Annotated in this window: 27 protein-coding genes; 16 read left to right on the top strand and 11 right to left on the bottom strand. The window is 69.7% G+C overall.

Going from position 1 to position 25,859, the window contains the following annotated elements; translation table 11 throughout:
- Positions 1–112: 112 nt before the first annotated feature.
- The 4 genes from DBV35_RS21210 to DBV35_RS21195 all read right to left on the bottom strand — a co-directional run bounded on the left by DBV35_RS21210 (position 113) and on the right by DBV35_RS21195 (position 5,108).
- Positions 113–1,966 (bottom strand): monovalent cation:proton antiporter-2 (CPA2) family protein, encoded by a 1,854-nt coding sequence (locus DBV35_RS21210; protein ID WP_108662371.1) that lies wholly within the window; start codon positions 1,964–1,966, stop codon positions 113–115.
- A gap of 62 nt (positions 1,967–2,028) precedes the next feature.
- A complete protein-coding gene (locus tag DBV35_RS21205) occupies positions 2,029–3,054 on the bottom strand; it encodes a patatin-like phospholipase family protein (RefSeq protein ID WP_108662370.1) in 1,026 nt (341 codons plus the stop codon).
- Positions 3,055–3,165: 111 nt separating this feature from the next.
- The gene (locus DBV35_RS21200; RefSeq protein WP_157961889.1) at positions 3,166–4,182 is read right to left on the bottom strand and encodes an endonuclease/exonuclease/phosphatase family protein; all 1,017 of its coding nucleotides are present in this window, start codon (positions 4,180–4,182) and stop codon (positions 3,166–3,168) included.
- A gap of 146 nt (positions 4,183–4,328) precedes the next feature.
- The gene (locus DBV35_RS21195) at positions 4,329–5,108 is read right to left on the bottom strand and encodes a 3-hydroxybutyrate dehydrogenase (protein WP_108662368.1); all 780 of its coding nucleotides are present in this window, start codon (positions 5,106–5,108) and stop codon (positions 4,329–4,331) included.
- Between the two features lie 141 nt (positions 5,109–5,249).
- Here DBV35_RS21195 and ispG point away from each other — a divergent pair, with 141 nt between their 5' ends.
- The 4 genes from ispG to DBV35_RS21175 all read left to right on the top strand — a co-directional run bounded on the left by ispG (position 5,250) and on the right by DBV35_RS21175 (position 7,840).
- Complete coding sequence (ispG, locus tag DBV35_RS21190) at positions 5,250–6,509, top strand: flavodoxin-dependent (E)-4-hydroxy-3-methylbut-2-enyl-diphosphate synthase (RefSeq protein WP_108662784.1); 1,260 nt, start codon at positions 5,250–5,252, stop codon at positions 6,507–6,509.
- A 62-nt stretch (positions 6,510–6,571) separates the two neighbouring features.
- Positions 6,572–7,105, top strand: a complete 534-nt coding sequence (locus tag DBV35_RS21185) for a hypothetical protein (RefSeq protein WP_108662367.1) — start codon at positions 6,572–6,574, stop codon at positions 7,103–7,105.
- A gap of 79 nt (positions 7,106–7,184) precedes the next feature.
- Positions 7,185–7,475, top strand: a complete 291-nt coding sequence (locus DBV35_RS21180) for a 4a-hydroxytetrahydrobiopterin dehydratase (RefSeq protein WP_108662366.1) — start codon at positions 7,185–7,187, stop codon at positions 7,473–7,475.
- Positions 7,476–7,480: 5 nt separating this feature from the next.
- Positions 7,481–7,840: a YkvA family protein gene (locus tag DBV35_RS21175; RefSeq protein ID WP_205648824.1), complete on the top strand. Its 360-nt coding sequence runs from the start codon at positions 7,481–7,483 to the stop codon at positions 7,838–7,840.
- A 46-nt stretch (positions 7,841–7,886) separates the two neighbouring features.
- Here DBV35_RS21175 and DBV35_RS21170 read toward each other — a convergent pair whose 3' ends face one another.
- Positions 7,887–8,111, bottom strand: a complete 225-nt coding sequence (locus DBV35_RS21170) for a YjiS-like domain-containing protein (protein WP_108662364.1) — start codon at positions 8,109–8,111, stop codon at positions 7,887–7,889.
- Between the two features lie 99 nt (positions 8,112–8,210).
- Here DBV35_RS21170 and DBV35_RS21165 point away from each other — a divergent pair, with 99 nt between their 5' ends.
- The 5 genes from DBV35_RS21165 to DBV35_RS21145 all read left to right on the top strand — a co-directional run bounded on the left by DBV35_RS21165 (position 8,211) and on the right by DBV35_RS21145 (position 12,169).
- Positions 8,211–9,101, top strand: coding sequence for a LysR family transcriptional regulator (locus DBV35_RS21165; protein WP_108662783.1), 891 nt, complete (start codon positions 8,211–8,213; stop codon positions 9,099–9,101).
- A gap of 314 nt (positions 9,102–9,415) precedes the next feature.
- Entirely contained in the window at positions 9,416–9,916 is a 501-nt protein-coding gene (locus tag DBV35_RS21160) for an invasion associated locus B family protein (protein WP_108662363.1), read from the top strand.
- A 2-nt stretch (positions 9,917–9,918) separates the two neighbouring features.
- Positions 9,919–11,136: a dual-specificity RNA methyltransferase RlmN gene (gene rlmN / locus DBV35_RS21155; RefSeq protein WP_108662362.1), complete on the top strand. Its 1,218-nt coding sequence runs from the start codon at positions 9,919–9,921 to the stop codon at positions 11,134–11,136.
- A gap of 7 nt (positions 11,137–11,143) precedes the next feature.
- Positions 11,144–11,614, top strand: coding sequence for a hypothetical protein (locus tag DBV35_RS21150; RefSeq protein ID WP_157961888.1), 471 nt, complete (start codon positions 11,144–11,146; stop codon positions 11,612–11,614).
- Positions 11,615–11,635: 21 nt separating this feature from the next.
- Positions 11,636–12,169, top strand: a complete 534-nt coding sequence (locus DBV35_RS21145; protein ID WP_108662360.1) for a DUF4269 domain-containing protein — start codon at positions 11,636–11,638, stop codon at positions 12,167–12,169.
- Between the two features lie 37 nt (positions 12,170–12,206).
- On the opposite strand, the gene DBV35_RS21140 is transcribed toward DBV35_RS21145, so the two are convergent.
- On the bottom strand, positions 12,207–13,001 hold the full coding sequence (locus tag DBV35_RS21140) for a glutamine amidotransferase (RefSeq protein WP_108662782.1): 795 nt from the start codon (positions 12,999–13,001) through the stop codon (positions 12,207–12,209).
- A gap of 34 nt (positions 13,002–13,035) precedes the next feature.
- The gene (locus DBV35_RS21135) at positions 13,036–13,503 is read right to left on the bottom strand and encodes a tellurite resistance TerB family protein (RefSeq protein ID WP_108662359.1); all 468 of its coding nucleotides are present in this window, start codon (positions 13,501–13,503) and stop codon (positions 13,036–13,038) included.
- 176 nt (positions 13,504–13,679) lie between these two features.
- Between DBV35_RS21135 and DBV35_RS21130 the strand changes: the two genes are divergently transcribed.
- Positions 13,680–14,213 carry a YHS domain-containing (seleno)protein gene (locus tag DBV35_RS21130; protein ID WP_245944019.1) on the top strand — a complete coding sequence of 178 codons (534 nt, stop codon included), beginning with the start codon at positions 13,680–13,682 and terminating at the stop codon, positions 14,211–14,213.
- A gap of 18 nt (positions 14,214–14,231) precedes the next feature.
- Here the strand turns inward: DBV35_RS21130 and DBV35_RS21125 are convergent, their stop codons facing one another.
- Positions 14,232–14,729 carry a class I SAM-dependent methyltransferase gene (locus tag DBV35_RS21125; protein ID WP_157961887.1) on the bottom strand — a complete coding sequence of 166 codons (498 nt, stop codon included), beginning with the start codon at positions 14,727–14,729 and terminating at the stop codon, positions 14,232–14,234.
- Between the two features lie 233 nt (positions 14,730–14,962).
- On the opposite strand from DBV35_RS21125, the gene DBV35_RS21120 reads away from it, so the two are divergent.
- Positions 14,963–15,835 carry an SRPBCC family protein gene (locus tag DBV35_RS21120; RefSeq protein ID WP_157961886.1) on the top strand — a complete coding sequence of 291 codons (873 nt, stop codon included), beginning with the start codon at positions 14,963–14,965 and terminating at the stop codon, positions 15,833–15,835.
- 74 nt (positions 15,836–15,909) lie between these two features.
- On the opposite strand, the gene DBV35_RS21115 is transcribed toward DBV35_RS21120, so the two are convergent.
- Positions 15,910–16,395 (bottom strand): hypothetical protein, encoded by a 486-nt coding sequence (locus tag DBV35_RS21115; RefSeq protein WP_157961885.1) that lies wholly within the window; start codon positions 16,393–16,395, stop codon positions 15,910–15,912.
- Positions 16,396–16,766: 371 nt separating this feature from the next.
- Between DBV35_RS21115 and DBV35_RS31475 the strand changes: the two genes are divergently transcribed.
- From DBV35_RS31475 to cobM, 4 genes are read left to right on the top strand one after another with little or no spacing between them, the layout of a single operon-like run.
- Positions 16,767–18,719: a precorrin-8X methylmutase gene (locus tag DBV35_RS31475; RefSeq protein WP_108662354.1), complete on the top strand. Its 1,953-nt coding sequence runs from the start codon at positions 16,767–16,769 to the stop codon at positions 18,717–18,719.
- 19 nt (positions 18,720–18,738) lie between these two features.
- Positions 18,739–19,893 carry a precorrin-6y C5,15-methyltransferase (decarboxylating) subunit CbiE gene (cbiE, locus tag DBV35_RS21105; RefSeq protein WP_108662353.1) on the top strand — a complete coding sequence of 385 codons (1,155 nt, stop codon included), beginning with the start codon at positions 18,739–18,741 and terminating at the stop codon, positions 19,891–19,893.
- Positions 19,894–19,924: 31 nt separating this feature from the next.
- Positions 19,925–22,414 carry a precorrin-3B C(17)-methyltransferase gene (gene cobJ, locus DBV35_RS21100; RefSeq protein ID WP_342752395.1) on the top strand — a complete coding sequence of 830 codons (2,490 nt, stop codon included), beginning with the start codon at positions 19,925–19,927 and terminating at the stop codon, positions 22,412–22,414.
- On the top strand, positions 22,411–23,181 hold the full coding sequence (cobM, locus tag DBV35_RS21095; RefSeq protein ID WP_108662352.1) for a precorrin-4 C(11)-methyltransferase: 771 nt from the start codon (positions 22,411–22,413) through the stop codon (positions 23,179–23,181). The genes cobJ and cobM overlap by 4 nt, the downstream gene beginning before the upstream one ends.
- Here cobM and DBV35_RS21090 read toward each other — a convergent pair.
- Together DBV35_RS21090 and DBV35_RS21085 are read right to left on the bottom strand one after the other, a co-directional pair.
- The gene (locus DBV35_RS21090) at positions 23,172–23,897 is read right to left on the bottom strand and encodes a cobalt-precorrin-6A reductase (RefSeq protein ID WP_108662351.1); all 726 of its coding nucleotides are present in this window, start codon (positions 23,895–23,897) and stop codon (positions 23,172–23,174) included. The genes cobM and DBV35_RS21090 overlap by 10 nt on opposite strands.
- Entirely contained in the window at positions 23,890–24,987 is a 1,098-nt protein-coding gene (locus DBV35_RS21085) for a cobalt-precorrin-5B (C(1))-methyltransferase (RefSeq protein WP_108662350.1), read from the bottom strand. The genes DBV35_RS21090 and DBV35_RS21085 overlap by 8 nt, the downstream gene beginning before the upstream one ends.
- On the opposite strand from DBV35_RS21085, the gene cobA reads away from it, so the two are divergent.
- A complete protein-coding gene (cobA, locus tag DBV35_RS21080) occupies positions 24,987–25,817 on the top strand; it encodes a uroporphyrinogen-III C-methyltransferase (protein ID WP_108662349.1) in 831 nt (276 codons plus the stop codon). The genes DBV35_RS21085 and cobA overlap by 1 nt on opposite strands.
- Positions 25,818–25,859 lie beyond the last annotated feature (42 nt).

The raw sequence follows: 25,859 nt of genomic DNA, 5'->3' as shown, positions 1-25,859 counted from the left end.
TGACCCCGCAACAAAAAAGGCGCCCTCGCGGCGCCTTTTTCTTTGGGCGGGCGCCCGACCCGAAGTCCGGCGCGCCCTGCTTCATCCCGCGATGCCTGACGGACCGGCGGCCCTACCGCCGCTTCGCCTCCGCCGGCGTCTCCACCGTCCCGGCGACGCGGGCGCGCATCTCCTCCTCGGTGTCGTCCGCTTCCTCGATCTCCCCGTCGATCGGCTGGTCGAGATAGGGGCGCGGCGTCACATCGCGCCACTTGCGGTGCCCCTCGACGAGCCCTTCGAGGCGCTGCAATTCCAGCCGCTCGCGGTCCCACTTGCGCACCAGGATCTCCGTCTCCTTCGCCGCGTCCGCCTCCATGCCGAGCGTCACGAGCGCGTCGCGCCCGAAGCGAAGCGCGCCGTCGAACGTCTCGCGCCGCTCATAGTCGACCTGCTTGGCCGCCAGCGTCAGCGCGTGACGCCGGTCGTAGGCGCGGGCGAAGAGCTTGGCGTGCGGGAACTGCTCGCTGACGAGCTCCACGATCGCCGTCGCCGCCTCGGGCGGGGCGGTGCACACCGCGATCATACGGCACCGGTCGGCATGGGCCGCGCGCAGCACGTCGAGCCGCCGCCCGTCGCCATAATAGACGCGACTGCCGAAGCGCCGCGCCTCGGCGACGCGGTTCACGTCATTGTCGAGGATGACGAGCTGATGCCCGGCCGCGAGCAGCATCTGCGAGACGATCTGCCCGAACCGGCCGAACCCGACGATCAGCACCTCGCCCTTGGCGTCGGAGAAATCCTCCGTCGGCTCTGCCACTGTCCGCTTGCGGTTGAGGAGAGGCCCGACGAAGCGCACGAGGAGCGGCGTCGACACCATCGACAGGGACACGACGGCGATGAGGAAGCTCGCCGATTGCTGCGTCATGACTCCCTGCGCGGCGGCGGTCGTGTAGAGCACGAAGCCGAACTCGCCGCCCTGCGACAGGAGGAGGCCCGCCTTCATGCCGGTGACGTGGTCACCGCCGAAAATGCGGACAAGCGCGTAGACGACGATCCACTTCGCCGCGAGCAGGAAAGCCACCGCCGCGAGGATCAGCGCCAGATTCTTCGAGACCAGCGCGAGGTCGATCATCATCCCGACCGAGACGAAGAAGAGGCCGAGGAGCAGCCCGCGGAAGGGCTCGATGTCCGCCTCCAGCTCGCGCCGGTAGTTGCTCTCGGCCAGCAGCACGCCGGCGAGGAAGGCCCCCATCGCCATCGACAGCCCGACCGACAGCATCGCCGTCCCCGCCGCGAGCACGACGAGGAGCGCGCCCGCCGTCATGATCTCGGTCCCGCCGAAACGCGCGAGGCGGCGGAAGAAGGGCGTCAGCAGATAGTGGCCGGCGACCACGATCACCGCGATCGCGGCCAGCGCGATGGCGATGCTCTTCACCACCTCGCCGCCGCTGATCTCGCCGCCCGGCGAGACGAGGCGCACGATCACGAGGAGCGGCACGATCGCGATGTCCTGCATGAGGAGGATCGCGAACGTCTTCTGACCATAGGGCAGGCGCATCGCGCCGCGCTCCTCGATGATCTGCATGACGATCGCGGTGGAGGAGAGGGCGAGGCCGAGGCCCGCGACGAGCGCCACCTGCCAGCGGTCGCCCATGAAGAGGAGCGGGAACGGCATGATCACCGCCGCGCACACCGCGACCTGCAGCGCGCCGAGGCCGAAAATGTCCCGCCGCATCTGCCACAGCCGGCGCGGCTCCAGCTCCAGCCCGATCAGGAACATCAGGAACACGATGCCGAGCTCGGCGAACGGCATGATCTCTTCCGGATCCTCGATCACCCCGAAGGTCGAGGGGCCGAGGAGGAAGCCGGCGAAGAGATAGCCGAGCACCGGCCCGAGCCCCAGCCGCTTGAAGCCGGGGACGAAGACCACCGCCGCCGCGAGGATCGCGATGATGATGAAGAACCAGGAACCCTGATTGTCGTGCATGGCGCGTCCCTTTGCTCAGCCGGTCGTCCCGGTCGCCCCTGTCGTCCCAGCCGCCCGCGGTCTCACGCGATTTCCGCCGCGAGGTCGATCGTGTCGCGCACGCCGATATCCTCCAGATGCGTGTCGAGCCAGGTCCGTGCCGCATCCCGGCCGATCGCACAGACATGCCTCAGGAAGCGCCACTCCCCGTTCATCTTGGAGGAGGCGGAGAGCGGGTTCAGCGCCGGGCTCGAAATCCGGTGCATCCGCACCCGCATATATTCGTTCGCGTCGAGCTTCCCCTCGTCGATGAGGCGGGTGACGAAGCGCACCGCCCGCAGCTCCTTGAGGAGCGAGGAGTTGAAGGTGATCTCGTTCACCCGGTTCACGATCTCACGCGCCGAGACCGGCGTCTCGTGCCGCTCGATCGGGTTGATCTGCACGAGGATGCAGTCGCTGGTGTCGGTCTCGTAGAAAAGCGGGAAGAGCGGCGGGTTGCCCATGAAGCCCCCGTCCCAATAGGGCACCCCGTCGATGAAGACGGGGCCGAAGACCTGCGGGATGCATGCCGACGCGAGGAGCGCGTCGACGGTGACCTCAGCGCCGGAGAAGACGCGCACCTTGCCCGTCCACACGTTGGTCGCGGCGACGAAGAGTTTCATGTTGCCGCACGCCGCGATCAGGTCTGTGTCGACGTGCTTCTGCACGATCGGCTTCAGCGGGTTGATGTCGAGCGGGTTGGTGTAGGCGGGCGAGATCAGCCGCGAGGCGATGTCGTAGGCGAGATAGACGGGCGAGGAATCGAGGCTCCAGTTGCCGAAGGCGCGGTCGAGGAGCGTGCGCTGGAAGGGGCTGTAGCGCGCCGCCTCGGAGACGTCCTTCCAGAAGGCCTCCAGCGCCGCGGCCGCCGCCGCCTCGCCCCCGCGCATATAGCCGGTGAGGAGCACCGCCGCGTTCATCGCCCCGGCGGACGTGCCCGCCACGCCGTGGATCTCGACCGCGTCGCTCGCGAGGATCTCGGCGAGGACGCCCCAGGTGAACGCGCCGTGCGCGCCGCCGCCCTGCAATGCGAGATTGATGCGCTTGCGGTTGGTCGCTGCGTCTGCCATCGGCTGTCCCCGGTTCGCTCGTCGTCCGTGCGGCGCTTCAGCGCGCCGCAGCCAAGACCCGTATACGCAAGGTTCCGGCCATTTCGAGGCCGGCGCACGCCGGACGGCGGATCAGCAGGTCGCGCCCGACCGGCAGCCGAGCGCGTCCTCGGTGAGGCGCCGCGCGAGGCCGAGACTGTCGTTGATGCGGAAGCCGACCACAACCGGGAGATGGTCGGACGGGGTCGCCGCCGCGACCGCCCGCGACACGATGTCGACCCCCGGCGAGACGAGCACATTGTCGATCGGCAGCCCCGCCCAGCGCGGCACCACGTCGATCAGCCGCCCGTGCATCCAGGTCGCGCCGATCCCCGTCACCGGCGCGGTGCCGGACAGCGCGGCGTAGCGCTGCACGGAGGCGCTCCACGGGGTGGCGTTGAAGTCGCCCCCCACGACCACCGGGAGGTCCAAATCGCCGAGCGTCCCTTCGAGCTCCTCGAGCATCGACCATTGTCCCTTCGGCCACGGCCAGCCGAGATGCTGGGCGACGAGGGTGACGGGCGTGCCGTCGAGTTCCACCGGCGCGCTCAGGAAGCCGAGCTTGCGGATGCACGCGCCGGCCCCGTCCACGAACGGGTGGCGCGACAGGATCATCTGGCCGGGATAGCCGCCATCATACTTGCAGACGCGCTGGTGCGGATAGGTCGCGTCGAGCGCCGCGAAGCGCGCCACGCCCTCCCCCGTCACCTCCTCCAGCGTCACGAAGTCGGGGTCGATCTCGCGGATCCGGGCGACCGCCTCGTCGAGATTGGCGCGGTAGTAGACGTTCATCTGGAGGAGCGTGTAGGTCGCCCCGCCCTGCGAGGCGTGCGCCCCGCCCGTGCCGACCACGTAGGGATAGACCGTCCACCCGGCGGCGAGCGCGAAGAGGATCGCGACCGCGCCCCCGATCCGCCAGCCCCGCACCGCGACCGCGATGGCGAGAAGGCCCGTGACGAGCGCGACCGCCGCGAGATGGGCGCGGAAATGGGCGAGGCTGTCGAAGAAGGGGTGGACGTTGCCGAGGAAGCCCGCGGCAAGCGGAATGGTCACCGCGATGGCGGCGAGGCTGAGGAGAACTCCGAACGCGGTGCGCAAGCCTGATGACACCCCTTGCTCATGCAAACTGAAGCGGCGCGCGTTGTGCCGCGCGCTCAAGCTTTGGGCGCCGCGCCTTGCCTCACCCTCGCGGGGCGGGCGGCGCGCGCCGGCCGGGACCCGCGCCGCCGGTCGGGCGGGCGCGGGCCGGGGCCTCTTTACTCTGCGGTCCAGCCGCCGTCGACCGGCAGCATCGCGCCGGTGATCGAGGCCGCCGCGTCCTGGCACAGGAAGAGGGCGAGCGCGGCCACCTGCTCGACGGTCACGAACTGCTTCGTCGGCTGCGCGGCGAGGATGACGTTCTCCTTCACCTCTTCCTCGGTCATGCCGCGGGCGCGCGCCGTGTCCGGGATCTGCTTCTCGACGAGCGGCGTCCAGACATAGCCGGGGCAGATCGAGTTGACGGTGATGTTGTCCTTCGCGACCTCGAGGGCGACGGTTTTCGTCAGGCCCGCGATGCCGTGCTTGGCCGCCACGTAGGCCGCCTTGTCCGGCGAGGCGACGAGGGCGTGGGCCGACGCCGTGTTGATGATGCGCCCCCACCCGGCTTTGCGCATCAGCGGCACGGCGTGCTTGATCGTGTGGAAGGCGGAGGACAGGTTGATCGCGATGATCGCGTCCCACTTCTCGTCCGGGAAGTCGGCGATCGGCGAGACGTGCTGGATGCCGGCATTGTTGATGAGAATGTCGCAGCCACCGAACTCGCTCGCGCACAGCGCGATCATATCGGCAATCTCGGACGGCTTCGTCATGTCCGCGGCGGAGTAGATCGCCTTGATGCCGTTCGCCTCGAGGCCCAGGCGCTCCTTCTCGATGGCGGCCGCGTCGCCGAAGCCGTTGATGACGACATTAACGCCCTCAGCCGCGAGCACCTTCGCGTAGCCGAGGCCGATGCCGGAAGTGGAGCCGGTGATGACGGCAGACTTACCCTTGAGCATTTGTGCGATCCCCTTTCGCGTCCGCGGCAACGTTTACCCCTCTTTCCGCACCGCACAAGGGTAGGCTGCATTGTCCGGAAGGATAGGCGCCGCTATAGGGTGGCGGGACCGTCTTGCCGTAACGGATTGTTCGAGGACGACATGAACCCCGCATCGCGCATCATCGAGAGCGGACCGCTCCCGCGGCGCCGGTCGATCCCGGTCGACGTCGGCGGCGTGACCGTTGGCGGCGCCGCGCCGATCGTCGTGCAGTCGATGACCAACACCGACACCGCCGACATCGCCGCCACCGTCGCGCAGGTCGCCGCCCTCGCCGAGGCCGGCTCCGAGCTCGTGCGCATCACCGTCGACCGCGCCGAGTCCGCCGCCGCCGTGCCGAAGATCCGCGACGCGCTCGCCGCGCGCGGCGTCCACGTCCCCCTCGTCGGGGACTTCCATTATATCGGCCACAAACTGCTCGCCGATCATCCGGCCTGCGCCGAGGCGCTCGCCAAATACCGGATCAACCCCGGCAATGTCGGCTTCAAGGCCAAGCGCGACACGCAGTTCGCCTCGATCATCGAGATGGCGGCGCGACACGACAAGCCGGTCCGCATCGGCGTCAACTGGGGCTCGCTCGACCAGGATCTGCTCACGAGCCTGATGGACGAGAACTCCCGGTCCGATACCCCGATCAGCGCCGCCGCGGTGCTGCGCGAGGCGATGGTCGTCTCCGGCATCTCCTCGGCCGACCGCGCGGTGGAGCTCGGCCTTCCCGCGAACCGCATCCTCATCTCGGCCAAGGTGTCCGACGTGCAGGAGCTGATCGCCGTCTATCGCGATCTCGCCGCGCGCTGCGACTATGCCCTCCATCTCGGCCTCACCGAGGCGGGCATGGGCTCGAAGGGCATCGTCGCTTCGTCCGCCGCCCTCGGCATCCTCCTCCAGGAGGGGATCGGCGACACCATCCGCATCTCGCTGACGCCCGAGCCCGGCGGCGACCGCACGCTCGAGGTGAAGGTCGCGCAGGAGCTTCTCCAGACGATGGGCTTCCGCGCGTTCCTGCCCGTCGTCTCCGCCTGTCCCGGCTGCGGCCGCACGACCTCGACCGTGTTCCAGGAGCTCGCGCAGGACATCCAGTCCTATATCGGCGAGCGGATGCCCCAGTGGAAACAGGCCTATCCGGGCGTCGAATCCATGAAGGTCGCGGTGATGGGCTGCATCGTGAATGGCCCCGGCGAGAGCAAGCACGCCGACATCGGCATCTCCCTCCCCGGCACCGGCGAGACGCCGGCCGCCCCCGTCTTCATCGACGGAGAGAAGAGCGTCACCCTGCGCGGCGCCGGCATCGCGGCCGAGTTCAAGACCATCGTCGAGGACTATGTCGTGAAGCGCTACGGCACCCGCCACGCGGCCGAATAGGCCCTTTTGCATCCGGGACTCGTGTTATGGTCGCCGCCGAGGCGACAACATCGCGAGCCCCCATGTCACGGATCACACGCTCCATCGCCGCGGCGGCGGCCGCCACCCTTCTCCTCGCCGCCGCGCCGCTTCGCGCCCAGGACCTCGACCCCGAGTGCGCATCGCTCGTCGGCACCTATCTCAACACCCGCGCGCCGAACCCCACCTCCGACAATCCGCGCGTCGGCCGCATCCTCCTCGACCTCACCGAGGCGGGCGCGGCGACGATGACCGATTCGGCCCAGGGCGGCGGCTCGGAGAAATACCAGCCCTTCAGCGACGCGCGCGGCGGCTGGATGTGCACGATGGACGTCGACGGCCCGCCCACCTTCACCGCCGTCCTCATCGACTTCACCTTCCCGACCGAGGCGATGCCCGAGCAGCGCATCGCCCGCGTCGACATCGTCGGACACTATGACGAGGCGGCGAACACGCTGACCGGGGAGACGAAGGTCTCCTTCTATCCGATGGACGGCGACCCGCTCGATGCCGAGGCCGGCACCGACGGCACCGAATATTCCTTCACCGGCGAAAAGATCGTCCCGCTCCCGCACTGACGCCGCAGCCACTGGCGCACCCGGCCGCAAGCCCTATCTCTTCTCAACCGTGAAGGGAGCGAGACAGGGGAACGGCCGGATGGCACCCATGCTGACGATCGAAGACGCGCGCCAAGCGCTCGCGGAACTGCCGCACTGGACGCTCGATGCCAGCGGCAAGTCGATCGCGCGCGACCTCCGTTTCGCCGACTTCAACGCCGCTTTCGGCTTCATGACGCGCGTCGCGCTCATCGCGGAGAAGATGGATCACCATCCCGAATGGTCGAACGTCTACAACCGCGTGTCGGTGCGTCTCACGACCCACGATGCCGGCGGCCTCACACAGAAGGACATCGCACTGGCTCGCGCCGTGGATGCTGTGGCGACATGATCAAGATGGCTTTGGATGGAGAGGTTCTGGGACCCGAGGCTGAGACCGTCGATCCCGACGACGAAGCCAAGGTTCGTCGTAAATTCTGGCCGACGCTAAAGAAGGCCGCGCGGCACATTCCGTTCACTCAGGATGTCGTCGCCGCCTATTATTGCGCGATCGATCCTGCCGTGCCGCTACGCGTGCGCGGGACGCTGCTCGGCGCGCTGCTCTACTTCGTGACCCCGCTCGACGCGGTGCCGGACTTTATCCTGGGCCTCGGCTTCACCGACGATGCGACCGTGCTTCTCGGCGCGATAACCCTCGTCGCCGCGCACATCACCACGGAACATCGCCAGCGCGCCGAAAAGGCGCTCGCCGACTGACGCGGCGAGCGCCTCGCATCGTTTGTCAGGTTGCATCAGGCGATGCTCACCAAGTCTGATTGAGACGCTCGATCGGAGCGTCCCAAGGCGCACGGGCCGACTCGCGCGCCGCTTCGGCACGGGCGACGCCGATATCCTCGAGAAGCCGGTCGTCCAACCGGTCGAGCGCGCGCCGCTCGCTCCAGATATCCAGCCACAACCGGACAAGGGCGGCGACCTTCCGCCATCCCCAACTGACGGGCGACGTCGCCCGAGAGAGCACATGTTCCATGATCCGCCTCCACGGTCTTGCATCAGGCGATTGATGTGTGACCATTGGAGGGATAAGTGAAACGAAACGTTCTTATCGTCTTCATCACGGAGATTGATCGTGGCCCGCTCGCTTGACCTCTCGGCCCTGCGCAGCTTCGTGGCAATTGTGGACGCCGGCGGCGTGACGCGCGCCGCTGTCCGGCTGAATCTGACCCAATCCGCGGTGTCCATGCAGCTCAAGCGCCTCGAGGAGGGGCTTGGCCAGCCGTTGCTCGAACGTTCTCGCAAGGGCATGACGCCGACCGCCAATGGCGAGCTGCTGCTCTCCTATGCACGGCGGATGCTTGACCTCAACGACGAGGTGTGGGCGCGCCTCACCGATCACGGGTATGAGGGCGAACTCATCCTCGGCGCGCCGCACGACGTCGTCTACCCGCACGTGCCGGAGGTGCTGCGCCATTTCGCGCGCGCCTATCCGCGTGTGCAAGTGTCCCTCCAGTCGTCCTACACGCACCAGCTCAAGGACGCGCTGGCGCGGGGCGAGGTGGACGTCATCCTCACGACCGAATCGCATCCCGACCGCGACGCGGAGGTGCTGCAGATCAGCCCGCTCATCTGGGTCGGCGCGCCCGGCGGCAACGCCTGGCGGCAGCGCCCGCTGCCGCTCGCCTTCGAGGGGCGCTGCATCTTCCGCTCCGCCGTGCAGCGGGCGCTGGACGATGCGGGGATCCCGTGGGTGATGGCGGTCGATTCGGTCTCGATCCGCACTGTCGAGGCGAGCGTCGCGGCCGATTTCGCCGTCCACGCCGGAATCGAGTACACGCTTCCCCCGCAACTTGAGGCGATCGAGCACGGCGGCACATTGCCCACCTTGCCCGCGACGCAGATTGCGCTGTACGTCAATCGGGGCCCGAAGGCGGATCTCGCCGAAAAGCTCGCGGCGGTCGTGCGCGAAAAGTGGGCCGCGGCCAACACAGGCCCGGAATTGCGCCAGATCGCCGCCGAATAGAAGCCAGCTCCAGCCAAGCTCGAGGCCCTACGAAAGGAAAGCTTCGCGTCAGATCCACGCCGCTGCGCCGCGATCATCCCCGCCGAGGGTCGCGACCGCAGCCCCACATCGGGCAAAACCGAGGCCGGCAAAAGGGTCGCGCCTCATTCACCCCTCCTTCAAGTCGTCCGGGTTAAAGTCGCTTTGTGATACCCCGGACACGGTCAAGAACTTTTGGTTCATGGCCGTTCGTTAAGGGGGACAGGACTTGACCCTGGTGCGCGACACCTGAAATGGAAGGCGCGTGCCTCGACGGACTTAGGACGAGAACAGACATGCGGTCACTCGCAGCCCTCATTCTTATCACCGTACTGCCCTTCTCTGCCGCCGCGCAGAGTGCGCCGACCCTGATCCAGCAGTTTGGCGACTGGGAAGCCTACCGTTTCGAATCGAATGGACAGACGTCCTGCTACATTCTTTCGAAGCCGAAGACGCTCAACCCCTCGAACCGAAACCACGGCGACGTGTTCTTCTTCCTGACCTCGCGTCCGGCGGAAAACGTCACCAACGAGGTGAGCATCCTCGTCGGCTACCCCTTCGCCCCCGATTCGACCGTGATCGTCGACATCGACGGGCAGGAGTTCAGCCTCTTCACGAAGGATGACGGGGCCTGGGTGGAATCGACCGCCGAGGAGCAGCAGCTCGTCGCCGCGATGCGGGCCGGGCGGGCGATGTCCGTTCGCGGCAAGTCCGCGCGCGGAACCGACACGAGCTACTCCTTCTCCCTCTCCGGCGTCACCGCGGGCTCGAACCGCATTTCCAACGGCTGCAACTGACCATGGCCAATCTCGCCCTTTTGCGACGGCGCTCCGCTGCTGCGGTCACGCCGGAGGTGCGTCTCGCACCTGACAGAGCGGAGGGCGAGCCGCAGCTCATCGGCGCATCGCGCGAGGAGCTGGCCACCCACCTCGCCGCCATCGGCGTGCCCGAGGCGCAGATCAAGATGCGCGTCGCCCAGCTCTGGCACTGGCTCTACACCCGTGGTGCCGACGATTTCGCCGCGATGACCAACATCGCCGCGCCCGTGCGCACCGCCCTCGGCGAGCGCATCGCCATCGGCTCGGCCGAGATGGTCGACGAGCAGATTTCCACCGACGGCACCCGCAAGTGGCTCCTGCGCTTCCCCGCGCGCGGCCCCGGCGCCCCGGTCGAGGTCGAAACCGTCTACATCCCCGAGGCCAATCGCGGCACACTCTGCGTCTCGAGCCAGGTCGGCTGCACCCTCAACTGCACCTTCTGCCACACCGGCACCCAGCGCCTGGTGCGCAACCTGACCGCCCACGAGATCGTGGAGCAGGTCGTCTTCGCGCGCCGCCGCCTCAACGATTTCTCCGCCGACGGGCGGGCCGAGGGCGGCCCCATGACCGGGCGCATGATCTCGAACATCGTCCTCATGGGCATGGGCGAGCCGCTCTACAATTTCGACAACGTGAAGGCCGCGATGGCCGTCGCCTCGGACGGGGACGGCCTGTCCCTCTCCAAGCGCCGCATCACGCTGTCGACCTCCGGCGTCGTGCCTATGATCGAGCGGGTGGGGCGCGAGATGGGCGTCATGCTCGCCATCTCGCTGCACGCCGTGCGCGACGACATCCGCGACGTTCTCGTCCCGCTCAACAAGAAATACCCGATCGAGGCGCTGATCGAAGCGTGCCGGACCTATCCGGGCCTCTCCAATGCGCGGCGCATCACGTTCGAGTACGTGATGCTGAAGGGCGTCAATGACAGCCTCACCGACGCGCGCGCCCTCGTCGATCTGATCCGCGGGATTCCCGCAAAGATCAACCTCATCCCGTTCAATGCCTGGCCGGGCTCCCCATATGAATGCTCGGACTGGGAGACGATCGAGGCATTTGCCGACATTGTGAACCGTGCCGGCTACGCTTCGCCGGTGCGCACTCCTCGAGGTCAGGATATCCTCGCGGCCTGTGGCCAGCTCCGTTCCGAGAGCAAGAAGCTCTCGGCCCGCGAGCGCCGCGCCGCGACCGAACCGGCATGAGGTGGTCATGTACGCGATCTGGGCGCTAACGGCACAGTCGATCATGGTGTTGATCGCCTACGGCACGGCCTGTCTCGCCGCGGCGACCTTCGCGACGGCCGCGATCACCAAGGTGACGCTGACCGAGCTGCAGACGAGCTGGGAAGCCCTGATCCAGACGACCGTCCTCATCGTGTCGATGACGTTCAGCCTCAGCGTGTCGGCCTTCCTGCCGGCCGCGATCGGCGTCGCGCTGACCGAGGGGCTGAAGCTGCGCGGGCTCGTCTCCTATCTGGTGATCGGCAGCGCCATCGGCCTGACGCACGCCCTCCCCATCCGCGAGGCGATCTACGGGATGCCGCTCCCCCCGATCCTCAACGAGGTGGTGGTGCTGTGCGTCGCGTGCGGCGCCGTCGGCGGGCTTGTCTACTGGGCGATCGCGGGCCGCACGGCCGGCCGCTGGCTCGACCTGCCCTGGTTCGCCGAATTCCCGCGCTGACCGGCGCGCCCGCCACCCGCGATGGCGCGTCTTCCCTGGCACGCCGTGCTGCCGGCGCTCGACCCCGGCGGCGCGCTCGCCCCCTTTGACCCGCGCATCGCCGGAACGCCGCCGCTCGGGCTGGACCGCCCGGACAGCGACATCGACATCCTCTGCCACGCCCCGGACATGGCGGCCTTCCTCGCCGCTCTGACGCCTCTCCTCGCGGGCCAAGCGGACGTGCGTCTCTGGCAATGGCGCGACGCGCCTCGCCCGCTCGTCGCGCGCTTCATGGCGTTCGGCTGGGAGGTGGAGATCTTCGCGTCGGCGGAGCCGGTCGCGCACCAGAACGGCTGGCATCATTTCGAGATCGAGCGCCGGCTTCTCGCCCTCGGCGGCCCGGCGCTGCGCGCACGGATCATGACGCTGCGCGAGCGGGGCCTGAAGACCGAGCCCGCCTTCGCCGCCGCCCTCGGCCTAAAGGGCGACCCCTACGCGGCGCTCCTCGCCCTCGCGGCGCTAGACGAGCCGGGCCTCGCGGCCCTCATCGCCGCAAACGTCGCCGCGACAGGATAGGTCACGCAAGGCCGGCCGTTGATGGCCGGTCTTCCGGTCAGGCGGAAAGCTTCAGCGCCGGGGCCGTCTCGGGGGCCAGCGCCTCGACGCGCTTGTCGGCCGCGCCCGTCCACGTGTCGAGGAAACGCTCCAGCCACGCCTTCACCGGCGGGTCGTAGATCGCGCGGCCGCGAAAATGGTCCTTCCGCTGGCGCGCGCCGGGCAGCTTCATCCGCTCGCTCGCCCGCGTCGTCCAGCGATACATCATCGCGAGCGTCAGCTCCGGGTGGAACTGCACCCCGTAGGCGCACGGGCCGACGCGGAAAGCCTGCTCCTCATAGTGGTGGCCGGTGACGAGAAGCTCCGTCCCCTTCGGCGTGCGGAACCCCTCGCGGTGCCACTGGTAGACCTTCTTCGGCCAGTCCATCAGCGCCGCGCCCGCTTCGGTCGGCGTCACGTCGTAATAGCCGATCTCGACCTGTCCGTCCGGGTGCGGCCCCACCGTGCCGCCGATCGCCTTGGCGAGCATCTGCGCGCCGAGGCAGATCCCGAAGAAGGGCGCCTCCTCCTTCAGCGGCACGTCGATGAAGTCGATCTCCCGCTTCACGAACGCGTCCGTGTCGTTCGCGCTCATCGGACCGCCGAACATCATCACGCCGGCATGGTCGGCCATGGTGGTCGGCAGCTTGTCACCGAGCGCGGGGCGCCGCACGTCGAGCCTGTAGCCACGCTCGACCAGCATGTGGCCGAGGCGGCCCGGCGTCGAATGCGCCTGATGCAGGATGATGAGGATTGGCCGTTCGCGCGTCACCGCACCGTCGACCGGCTGAGGAGGTGCTGCAAAATTGCTCATGGACAAAAAACGTATCAGAGTCCCCGGCGGCAGGCTATCGATTCGCGTCGCGGCGCGCCTCGATATTCTTGCGGATCGTCACACGGTCGCGTGCGGTGACCCCGATCAGCTCGGCGACGCGCCAGACGATATTGTCCTCGAACTCGGACACCTCCCCGTCGGCGTAGACCATCTCCCACATCAATTCGACGACCTCGCGCCGCCCGTCCTCGTCGAGCTCGCGCTTCAGCACCGAGGTGAAGGCGTAAAGGTCGACCGCCTCGTCATCGCGCTGCGTCGCCTCCTCGACCAGCGACTCGGTCTCCTCCGGCGACAGGCTGTAGTGCGCGCTCAGCACCTCGCGCAGGCGGCGCTTCTCGTCGCCCGTCACCACCCCGTCGATGGCGACGATGTGCACGAGGATCGCAGCGACCGAGAGGCGCGGGTCGGCGACCGAGAATTTCTCCTCCCCCTCCCCCGCGTGAGACAGCTTGGTAATCCAGTCGCTGATCGCCTGCAGCACGTCGTGCTCCCTTCCCGATTCCCCAAATTCGCCCCGCACCGCACCACACGATGCGATCACCACGCCGCAGCGAAAGGTGATCCCGCTTGATTTGCGCCGGACCCGCCCCTTCGCAACATTCGGCACACCGGCGCGGCGCATTTTCGCCCCGTCGCGTACCAACAAGGATTTGGCACATGAAACGCCGAACCACCGCGATGGTTGCCGCCATCCTCGCCATCGCCACGACGACCGGCCCTTCGGCCGACGCCGGAGAGCAGTATGTCGATGCCACGAAATTTGCCAACTCTGGCTACGATGTCGTCGCATATTTCGACATGCAGCAGGCCCCGGTCGGCGCGCCGCAGCCGCCGGCCGTCCCCGGCTCGAAGGCGTTCACCGCGACCTATAATGGCGCGACCTTCGCCTTCGCCAACGCGGAGCATCTCGCCCGCTTCGAGGCCGACCCCGCCCGCTACGCCCCGCAATATGACGGCCACTGCGCCTATGGCGTCTCGAAGGGCGGGAAGGTGCCGGGCAATCCGAACCTGTGGCGGATCGTCGACGGTAAACTCTATCTCAACATCACTCCCAATGTCGTGATGTTCTGGGAGGAGGACATTTCCGGCAACCTCACGAAGTCGGAGACGAACTGGCCGGGGATCGAGCCGACCCCCGCCTCGGTGGCGCCCGTCCCAAAGCTCGACACCGCGCTCGCCCCCTCCGGCTGAGCGCGGCGCCGCCCTCCCTCAGGCCATCGCGTCGAACGGGCGATAGCCGGCGGCGCTGAGGAGGTCGCGCAGCGCCCCGAGCCGCGCCCCGCTGCGCGACAGGAGCGTCGCGCGGTCTTCCGCGCCCGTCACAGGGTCCTGCGCGACGATGCCGACCGCCTGCCAGTCCGGCACCGCCCGCTTCCAGCGCGCGGCGATGTCGGGCCCGTAGAGGCGATAGTGGCCGTGCTTGTCCGCCCGCGGCGCACCGTACTCGACGGTCTCCTCCACGCGCAGGAGGTCCGGCACCGACAGGAATACCACCCCGTCCGGCCCGCTCACCCGCGCCAGCTCGCCGAGCGCGCGGTGATCGTCCGCCACATGCTCCAGCACGTGGTTGGCGATCACGAGGTCATAGGATGCGTCGTCGCGGTCGATATCGGCCATGTCGAGATGGTTCGACCCGCCATAGGACGAGACCTCGAACGCGGCGAACCCGTCCCGCACCACGGACGGGTCGTCACTGAATTGCAGCACGCGCGCCCCCGCAAAGCCTGGAACCAGCGCCTCGAACAGGCAGCGAAAGGCCCGGTGCCGCTCCAACGCGCCGCATTCCGCGCAGCGCGGGGGGCCGCCATTGGGCGACATCCGCCCCTTCGGACCCGCGACGAAACGACGACCACCACAAATGGGGCAGACGCCGGGATCTTTTGACTGCATAAAGGCGCATTCCTATCTTTTCAGCACGCAATCTTTTCGGGGCACGGATCGTGGAACTCACCGGTGAGAAGATCATCAAGGCTCCACAGGCGCGCGTTTACGACGCCCTGCACGATCCCGTCGTCCTGCGCCAGTCGATTCCGGGCTGCCATTCCCTCTCCAAGGTCGACGACGACACCTACGAGCTGACGGCCGGGCTGAAGGTCGGCCCGCTCAAGATCGCCCCGCTCGTGAGCGTCGAGGTCTACAACGAGGACCGGCCCGCCGGCTATTCCGTCCGCGGCGAGGCGAACGCCAACGAGAACGGCTCGGCCCGCGGCAACGCGCACGTCGCCCTCGCGGCGATCGACGCGGCCACCACCAACCTCGCCTACCACGTGACGATCTCGCTGAAGGGTCAGCTCGCGACGCTGGAGCGCTCCGTCCTCGACGGCACCGCCCGGACCCTCGTCGCCGAGTTCTTCTCCCGCCTCCAGCACCAGATCGAGCGGGACGTGGAGGTCGTCGCGGCCCCCAAGCTCGCGCACGAGCCGCCGGAGCAGCCTGCCGCGATGCTGGAGACGGTGGAGGACGCCGCAGGCATCTCCGCGCCCCCGCCGCGCGAGCCGATCGACATCCCGCCCGCCGATTTCGACGAGCCGGGCGAGACGCTCGCCCCGCCCCGCCCCGCGACGCAGCACGCGACGACGGACGCGACGGGCGCCCTCGTCCTCGACGAGCCCTATGACGACCCCTACGCCGCCTACGGAACGGCCTCGTCCGCCCCGCCGGCCGCGAGCGCCTACAACAGCGCCTTCAGCCAGTCGCGGCGCGAATACGCGCCGCCCGACGCGCAGCTCAGCGGCGGCGCGAATTTGTGGCGCTGGTTCCTGGTCATCATCGGCATCGCCTTCATCGCGATGCTGCTGAACGGGAATTTTTAAGGCCGCGGAAGGCCGCGATCACCCGAGGGTCAGGGAGATCGACCCGGCGCGCGGAGCGCCGGATCGCGCGGTCCTTATTGCGAGGCGACGCTGCGCGCGCTCCGCTCGAACGTGATCTGCGACGTCGTGATGTCGTCGCCCGTCTCCATCCGGTCCACGGTCGTGATCGTGAACGTCCCCTCGCCGGATGTGTCGATCGTCATCGTGGCGACGTCGTCGCCATTGACCTCCTTGGGGAAGGTCATCGTCAGGACGTAGGTGTTCGGCCCGTTCTGGCCGCCTTCGAGCTGCGCGACACCGACATGGGAGCCGAGATAGGTTCCCGAATAGGTGTCGCCCTGTCGCACCAGGTTCGCCCCGATGGCGCGCTTCATGATCATCATCGCCCGGCATTCGCCTTCGAAGCCGATGCGGTCGCCCGTATCTTCGCCGGCGATCTTGCAGCGAACGTTCATGGGCTTGGACTTCTCGTCCTTCTGGACGAAGCCCTTGCCTTCCCATTCGCCGCTCAGGCTGGCGGTCTGTTGTTCGTCTTGCGCGAAGACCGGCCCTGTCAACACGGCCGACACGAGACACGCCAAAGCCACAGATTTCAACATTCTACACCTCTGTTGCGCGGGCATTCTCGGGACACGCGGAAACAACCGTCGCGTGTGCACCAAAGAAAAACCCTATCACAGACAGGCCCCTGGCGCGAACCCCGCCAACGTGAAGACCTTGTAAGGCGGCCGGAGGACTGTTACTGCCCACGCCGCAGCGTTCCTCGACGGAACTGAAAGCGATCGCGGTGAGGCCGACCCAATTCGGGGGCCGAGACTCCGCGGCTGCCGGATGGCGGGGCAGGTCCCCGCGCCTCTTGGTGCGCGCGTTTCGAACCGGAGGCCCCGATGTCCATCGCCCATCGCAGACCCGTTCGCCGCGCGAGGACAGCGTGAGCGAGCGCATCGGCGTCATGATCTGCGGCCACGGCTCGCGTTCACAGAGCGCGGTGGACGAGTTCGCCACCCTCGCCGAGGCGCTCCGCCCCCGCTTCCCCGACTGGCCCGTCGAATACGGCTATCTGGAGTTCGCGAACCCCGTGATCCGCGACGGGCTCGACGCGCTGCGCGCCGACGGCGTCGACCGGATCCTCGCCGTGCCGGGGATGCTGTTCGCCGCGAGCCACGCCAAGAACGACATCCCGAGCGTCCTCAACACCTATGCCGCCAAGCACGGGATCCGGGTCGACTATGGCCGCGATCTCGGCGTCGACGCGCGGATGCTGCGCGCCGCGGGCGACCGCGTGCAGGCCGCGATCGACGCCCTCAACGCACGCCACGGCCCGGCCCCCAACGCCGACATCTGCCTCGTCGTCATCGGCCGCGGCGCGTCGGACCCCGACGCCAACGCCAACGTCGCCAAGGTCGCGCGGCTCCTGTGGGAAGGCTTCGGCTTCGGCTGGTGCGAGACGGGCTATTCCGGCGTCACCTTCCCGCTCGTGGAGCCCTGCCTCGACCGCGTCACGCGCCTCGGCTTCCGCCGCGTCATCGTGTTCCCCTACTTCCTCTTCTCCGGCATCCTCATCGACCGGATCTACGGGTTCACCGACGCGACCGCCGCCCGCCACCCCGAGATCGCCTTCGAGAAGGCTGCCTATCTCGGCGACCATCCGTCCGTGATCGACACCTTCGTCGAGCGCGTGACCGAGATCCTCGACGGCGAGAACGTCATGAATTGCGGCATGTGCAAGTACCGCACCCAGGTCCTCGGCTTCGAGGACGAGGTCGGCGCGGCCCAGGAGAGCCACCACCATCACGTGGAGGGCATGGGCGCCTCCGCCCCCGGCGCCACCGTCGCCACCTGCAAGCTGTGCGACACCTTCTGCACCGGCGCCTGCCGCGTCATCCCTGCCCCCGAACCCGCCGCCCACACCCACGGCCACGGCCACAGCCACGATGGCCACCACCATCACGACCACGATCATCACGGGCACGGGCACACGCACGACCATACCCATGCGCACGGCCACTCCCACGACCATGGGCATTCGCACGACCACAACCACGCCCACGCGCACAGTCACGGCCACAGCCACGCGCATGGGCACGATCATGCCCACGCGCACGGCCACTCCCATGACCACGGGCATTCACACGACCACAGCCACACGCACGAGCACGCCCACGGGCACAGTCACGGCCACGCGCATGGGCACGACCATGACCACCACCATCACCCCTACCCGCACGAGCGCCACCCGCTCGGGCCGATGAGCGTCATGCGCTCCGGCGGCATCCACTATGAGCGCGACCCGGAGGCGATCACCCGCCAGTCCTTCGCCATCATCCGCGCGGAGGCCGATCTCGACCGCTTCGGCGTGGGCGCGCCCATCGCCGAGCGCATCGCCCACGCCGCCGGCGACACCACGATCCTGCCGAACCTCGTCCTCAAGGGCGATCTCGCCGCCGTCACCCGCGCCGCGCTCGCCGCCGGCGCGCCGGTGATCGTCGATTCGGAGATGACGCGGCACGCGATCTCCGCCCGCTTCGTGCCGCCCGCGCAGGTGATCTGCCACCTGAACGATGCCGAGACCGAGGCCGAGGCGAAGGCCGCCGCCACCACGCGCTCCGCCATCGCGATCCGCCGCGCCGCGGGCGAGATCGACGGCGCGATCGTCGTGATCGGCAACGCCCCCACCGCACTCTTCGAGCTTCTCGCCATGGTGAAGGACGGCGCGCGCCCCGCGGCGATCTTCGCCTTCCCCGTCGGCTTCGTCGGCGCGGTGGAATCGAAGGCCGCCCTCGTCGCCTTCGACCCGCCCCTCCCCTACGCGACGCTCACCGGCCGCCGCGGCGGCAGCGCCATGGCGGGCGGCGCCGTCAACGCCGCCGCGCGCGCCCGATGAGCGCACGCCCCGCCCGTCGATGACCGTCTGGCTGACCCTCGTCGGCGCGCTGCCGAACGGCGCCCTCGCCCCCAACACCCCGCCCGCCGCCCTCGCGGCGGAGGCGGTGTTCGGCGCCGCGCGCCTCCTCGAGGCAGCCGGAATCCCCGCCGCCGCGCGCCGGCCCTGGCCGCGGCCCTTCACCGACGGCATCGCCGCGATCCTCGCCCGCCGCGGCACGCCGACGACGGTGCTCGCCTCCGGTGATCCGCTCCATTACGGCGTCGGCGCGACGCTCCTGCGCCATCTCCCGGCCGAGGAGATCGCCATCTATCCGGCCCCGTCCGCCTTCTCCCTCGCCGCCGCCGCGCTCGGCTGGCCGCTGGAGAGCGTGACGACCCTCTCACTCCACGCCGCCCCCGCGCGCGAAATCCTCGACCACGCCGCCCCCGGCCGCCGCCTCCTCGCCCTCACCCGCGACGGCGAGGCCCCGGCCGAGATCGCCGCACTCCTCACCGGCGCGGGCTATGGCGACAGCCCCGTCACGATCCTCGAAAATCTCGGCACGCCCGACGCCGCGCACCGCACCCGGCCCGCGCGCGAGACCGCCGGCGCGGCCGCGCCCCTCAACGTCCTCGCCGTCGAGTGCCGACGCCCCGGCCCGGTCGCGGTCGACGATCTCGTCCACGATGGTTGCGTCACGCGCGACGAGATCCGCCTTCTCTCCATCGCCGCCCTCGCCCCGCCCGGCCATTTGTGGGACGTCGGCGCGGGGAGCGGCGCGGTCGCGATCGACTGGTGCCGCATGGGCGGGACCGCGACCCTCTTCGAGCGCGTCGCCTCCCGCGCCGAGGCGATCCGCGCGAACCTCGCCGCCACCGCGACCCGCGCCGCCCTCCTCGAAGGCCCCGCCCTCGACCGCCTCGCCGACGCCGCGCCGCCGACGCGCATCTTCCTCGGCGGCGGCGTCGCGGACGAGGCGCTCTTCGAGGCGCTCTGGGCGCACCTTCCCGCCGGCGGCATCCTCGTCTCCAACGCGGTGACGCTCGGCGGCGAGGCGGCCACCATCGCGCGGCAGGCCCGCCTCGGCGGCAACCTCACCCGCATCGCCCTCTCCCACGCCGAACCCGTCGGCCGCCTCCTCGCGATGCGGCCCGCGATGCCCGTCCTCCAATGGCGCGCCGTCAAAGCGTGACGCGCCGCCAGACTGCGCCGAAAGTGCGACCATGACCCTCTTTATCGTCGGCGTCGGACCGGGCGACCCGGAACTCCTGACGCTGAAGGCCGCCCGCACCATCGAGGCCGCCGACATCGTCGCCTATCCGACCACCTCCTCCGGCAGCTTCGCCGCGCGCATCGCCGCCGCGCACACCGCGAACGCGACCCATTTCCCCTTCACCGTGCCGATGACGAATGATGGCGCGGCCGAGGCCGCCTACGACGACGCCGCTGAAACGATCGCGGCCCACCTCGCAGAGGGCCGCCGCGTCGCGCTCCTTTGCGAGGGCGACCCGATGCTCTATGGCAGCGCCGCCTCGCTAATGGCGCGCCTCGCGGACCGCTTCCCGTTCGAGATCGTCCCCGGCGTCACCGCCGCCTCCGCCTGCGCGGCGGTCTCCCGCACGAGCCTCGTGCGCGGCAACGAGCCCCTCACCATCCTCCCCGCCACCACCGACACCGAGACGCTCCGCACCGCGCTGCGCGCGCCGGGCGCGCTGATCCTCTACAAGGTCGGCCGCCACTTCGATTCCGTTGCCGCCCTCGTGCGCGCCGCCGGGCGAACCGGCACCTTCGTCGCCCGCGCGACGCTGCCCGAAGAGATCGTCACCCCTCTCGCGGAAGCGGCGCCCGGCCCGAAACCCTATTTCTCGACCATCGTCCTCCCCGCGCCCGACCCGGCGGCGCCCGCCCCCGCCCGCCGCGCAGAAGAGACGGCCATCGTCGTCCTCGGCCCCTCCGCCCTTCCCGTCGCGCGCCGCGCGAAGGCCGCGCTGCAGGCCGCCGGCCACGCCGCCACGATCCACGGCCTTGCCGACCGCGTTCCGGCCGACGCGGTGGACCAGTCCTTCACCGGTACCGCCCACACCCTCGCGCGCGTCTTCGAGGCCGGGACCGCCATCGTCGGCCTCTTCTCCACCGGCATCCTGATGCGCACGCTCGGCCCCCTCCTCGCGAACAAGCCCGCCGAGCCGCCCGTCATCGCCCTCGCGGAAGACGGGAGCGCCATCGTCCCCCTTCTCGGCGCCCATCGCGGCGGCGGCGCGCTCGCGGCGATCCTCGGCGAGGCCTTCGCCGTCGCGCCGGCCACCACCACGCAGAGCGATCGCCGCCTCGGCGTCGCGCTCGACGATCCGCCCGCCGGCTGGCGCGTCGCCGACCCCGCCCCGTTCAAAGCCCTCGCCGCCGCCCTTGCAGCCGGCGAAGGCGCCGCGCCCGACGCGGCCCTCACCTTCCTGCCCGCCCTTCCGGCGGGCGAGCGCCCGATCCGCGCCACCACCCGACGCCTCGACGACAATGCGAGCGTCCCCACCTACATCGCTCGCCGCCTCGTGATCGGGATGGGCGCGGAGCGCGGCGCCTCGGCCGAAGCCGCGATCGCCCTCGCCGAGACGGCCCTTGCCGAAGCCGGGCTCGACCCCCGCGCCGTCGCCCTCGTCACGAGCCTCGACAAGAAAGCCGACGAGGCCGCCCTCCACGCCGTCGCCGCCCATTGCGACGCGCCCTTCCGCGTCTTCGACGCCGCGACCCTCGCCGCGGAGGAGCCCCGCCTCACGACGCGCTCCGAGATCGTGCGCGCCGCGGTCGGCGTCGCGGGCGTCGCCGAGGCCGCCGCCCTCGCCGCGGCCGGACCCGACGGCAACCTCATCGTCCCGAAGCGGAAGCAGGACGGCCTCACCCTCGCCATCGCCGAGGCCCCCGCCCCGATCACCGCCCTTCCGGGCCGCGCGCGCGGCCATCTCGCGATCGTCGGCATCGGCCCCGGCACGGCGCGCTGGCGCACCGCCGAGTGCGTCGCGACGCTCGCCGCCGCGGACGCCTTCGTCGGCTACTCACTCTATCTCGACCTCGTGGAGGATCTGCGCGCGTCCCAGACCCGGCACGACTTCCCCCTCGGTGACGAGACGGCCCGCGTCCGCTTCGCGCTGGAGGAGGCCGGCAAGGGCCGCACCGTCGCCCTCGTCTCGTCGGGAGACCCCGGCATCTACGCGATGGCGACCCTCGCGATGGAGCTTCTCGACAGCGGCGACCTCAGCGACGCCGCCCGCCGCGTCGCGGTCAGCGTCGCGCCCGGCATCTCCGCCGCGCAGGCCGCGGCCGCCCGCGTCGGCGCCCCGCTCGGCCATGATTTCGCGTTCATCTCGCTGTCGGACCTCCTCACCCCGTGGGCCGCGATCCGCAAGCGCCTCGAGGCGGCGGTCGCGGGGGACTTCGTCGTCGCCCTCTACAACCCGCGCTCGATGCGCCGCACGACCCAGCTCGGCGAGGCGATCGCGATCCTGAAGACCGCCCGCCCCGACGACACCCCGGTCGTCGTCGCTGGAAGCCTCGGCCGCCCCGCCGAGGCGATCCACCACACCACGCTCGGCGCCCTCGATCCGGCGTCGGTCGACATGCTCGCGACCGTCGTCATCGGGGCCTCCACCACGCGCGCCTTCACCCGCGGGGACGGCCGCACCCACGTCTACACACCCCGCGGATACGAGGTCGCACCATGATCCACTTCATCGGCGCCGGCCCCGGCGCGCCCGACCTCATCACGGTGCGCGGGCTGAACCTCATCCGGGCCTGCCCGGTCTGCCTCTATGCCGGCTCGCTCGTGCCCGAAGCCGTCGTCGCCGAGGCGCCGGAGGGCGCGCGCGTCATCGACACCGCCTCGATGAACCTCGACGAGATCATGGCCGAGATGGAAGCCGCCCACGCCCGCGGCGAGGACGTCGCGCGCGTCCACTCGGGCGACCCCTCCCTCTATGGCGCGATCGGCGAGCAGATCCGCCGCCTCGACGCGGCCGGCATCCCGTTCGACATCACGCCCGGCGTCCCGGCCTTCGCCGCCGCGGCGGCGACGCTCCAGACCGAGCTCACCCTCCCCGACGTCTCGCAGACCGTGATCCTCACGCGCACGGCGATGAAATCGTCGAAGATGCCGAACCAGGAGGACCTGTCGACGCTCGGCGCATCGGGCGCGACGCTCGCTATCCATCTCTCGGTGCGCAATCTGCGCCATGTGGTGGAAACGCTGACCCCGCATTACGGGGCGGACTGCCCGGTCGCCGTCGTCGTGCGCGCCTCATGGCCGGACGAAGAGGTCATTCTCGGCACGCTGGAGACGATCGCCGCGTCGGTTCGCGCCGCCAAGATCACGCGCACCGCGCTGATCCTCGTCGGCCGCGTCCTCTCGCCGGAAGGCTTTTCGGATTCGGCGCTCTACGACCCGAAGCACCGCCACCTCTTCCGCAACCAGAAGACCGGCGCTCAGAGGTGACGGCGGAGCTTTCGCATCATCTGATCGACGGTCGCGGCGTTGACCCAGGGCTGCCCGCGCGGCCGCTTGACCATGTAGACGAGCATCTTGCGTTCCCGCGCCACGACGAGCTTGGCCGCCGTCGCCTCGCCGCCCGAATTCTTCGTTACCATTGCGTCGAACTGGTAGCGCGCGAAGAGTTCCCGCTCGTCCTCGATGTCGAACGGGCCGCGATCCTTGACGAGGGTAATGTCGTGCCGCGTGCCGAGATCGGGCGTATCGATCACCCGCGCGACGATTTCGAGGTCGCGGCGCGGCAGGAAGGGCGCGATCCCGCGCGAGCCGACCGTCAGGAAGACGCGCGCGCCCTTGTCGATCTTCTCGGCCGCCTCCTCCAGCGAGCGCACGTCGATCCAGCGGTCGCCGGTCGCCCGGCGCCACGGCCGCCGCTCCAGCCGGTAGTAGCGCGCCCCGGCCGTCTTCGCGGCCCGCTTCGCCGCCGGGCTGATCTCGCTCGCGAACGGGTGCGTCGCGTCGACGACGATCGTGAAGGCACCGCCTTCGATGAAGGACGCGAGCCCTTCCTCGCCGCCGAAGCCGCCCCGGCGCACCGCGCCCGGATACTCCTCGGCGAGATCGCTCGCGAAGGAGGTGGTGACGTCGGCGCCCTTGTCGACGAGCCGCTCGGCGAGCTCGCGCGCCTCCTCGGTCCCGCCGAGTATGAGGATCCTAGACATGCGCCACGATCCTTCCTTCACGGTTGACGATCATGATGGAGACCTCGACGGGCGCGCCCTTCAATTGCCGCGCGGCTTCGTCCCGCGCCCGCATCGCGACGATCCTCGGAAGATCGAACCCGGCGTCCTCGGCGGCCGCGAAGGCCGCCATCGCCGTCGGCGCGGTGGCGATCGATCCGCACAGCGCATCGTCCGCACCGCCCGCGCGCGCCCATTCCCCCATCAGCACGCAATCCACCTGGGACCGCGCCGAATGGAGGTCGAGGGCACCCGCCGCGAGCTTGGACAATTTCCCCGCACCGCCCGCGATCGTGAGGTGAGGGACGGGATGATCGCGCAAATATTTCAACACCCCGCCTGCAAAGTCTCCCATGTCGAGCATGGCATGGTCGGGCAGCGCAAGGGCCCGTTGCGCCGCGCGCTCGGAGGTCGCCCCGGTCGACGCGGCAACCCTGTCGAGCCCTGCCGCCCTCGCAACATCAATGCCGCGATGGATCGAGTGGATCCATGCCGCGCACGAAAAGGGTCGCACGATCCCCGTCGTGCCGAGAATGGAGAGGCCGCCCACGATGCCGAGGCGCGGGTTCCACGTCTTCTGCGCGAGCGCCTCGCCGCCCTCGACGCCGACCGTGATGAGCGCGTCCGGCGCGACGCCGAGCCCCGCCGAGACCTCCTCGATCGCGGTGCGCATCATCTGGCGCGGCACGGGATTGATCGCGGGCTCGCCGACCCCGATCGGCAGGCCCGGCCGCGTCACAATGCCGACCCCCTCGCCGGCAGCGAAGCGCACGCCGCCTTCGCTCCGCCGCACCGTCGCGCTCACGAGCGCGCCGTGCGTCACGTCCGGGTCGTCGCCCGCGTCCTTCACGATCGCCGCCATCGCCGCGTCATCGCCGCGCCACTCGCGCGCGAGCGCGAAGGCGACGCGCTGACCGCGCGGCAGAACGATCTCGACCGGGTCCGGGAAATGGCCCGTCAACAGCGCCGTCCAGGCGGCCTTCGCGGCGGCGGTCGCGCAGGCGCCCGTCGTCCATCCGGTCCGCAGCGGCCGGTTGCCCTCTCCCCGTCCGATCTCCTCCGAGGTGGTCAATGACCCCCCTTCGCGACCCCGAGCCGCGTTCCTTCGCCGACCTCGACGCGGCCCCCTTCCCGGTCTTCGCGCCGGGGAGCGTGTGGCTCGTCGGGGCGGGACCCGGCGCGCCGGGCCTCCTCACCCTGATGGCCTACCACGCGCTGACCCATGCCGACCTCATCGTCCACGATTCCCTCGTCGGCGAGGCGATCCTCGGCTTCGCCCGTCCCGGCGCGCGGCTTCTCCATGCCGGCAAGCGCGGCGGCAAGCCGTCCGCCAGCCAGGCCGACATCACCGAGACGCTGATCGAAGCGGCGCGCGCGGGCGACCGCGTCCTGCGCCTCAAGGGGGGAGACCCGTTCATGTTCGGCCGTGGCGGGGAGGAATGCCAGGCGCTCGCGGCTGCTGAAATTCCGTTTCGCATCGTGCCCGGCATTTCGGCAGGCCTCGGCGGGCTCGCCTATGCGGGCCTCCCGGCGACCCATCGTGACATCAACCAATCCGTCACCTTCCTCACCGGCCACGACCTCAAGGGCGAGCTGCCGACGGCGATCGACTGGCCGCTTCTCGCCAAGGCCTCGCCGGTGCTCGTCATGTATATGGCGGCCAAGCACCTGACCGCCATCGCCGCCCGCCTCCTCGAAGCCGGCCGTCCACCGGACGAGCCCGTCGCCCTCATCGCCAACGCGACGTTGCCGGACCAGTCCCTCGTCCGACTCACCCTCGCCGAGGCGGCGACGCCACGCCCGCTCCCCACCCCCGCGATCGTCGTCGTGGGCGCGGCGGTCACACTCGCGGACACGATATCGTGGTTCGACGCGGCGGAAAGCCGCGGCATGATGGGCTGAGTCCATCCACGCTCGACGGAATTTCAGCTTCACGCAAGGAAG

Source organism: Acuticoccus kandeliae, assembly GCF_003073115.1.
This window is presented reverse-complemented; position numbering and strand designations above follow the sequence as displayed.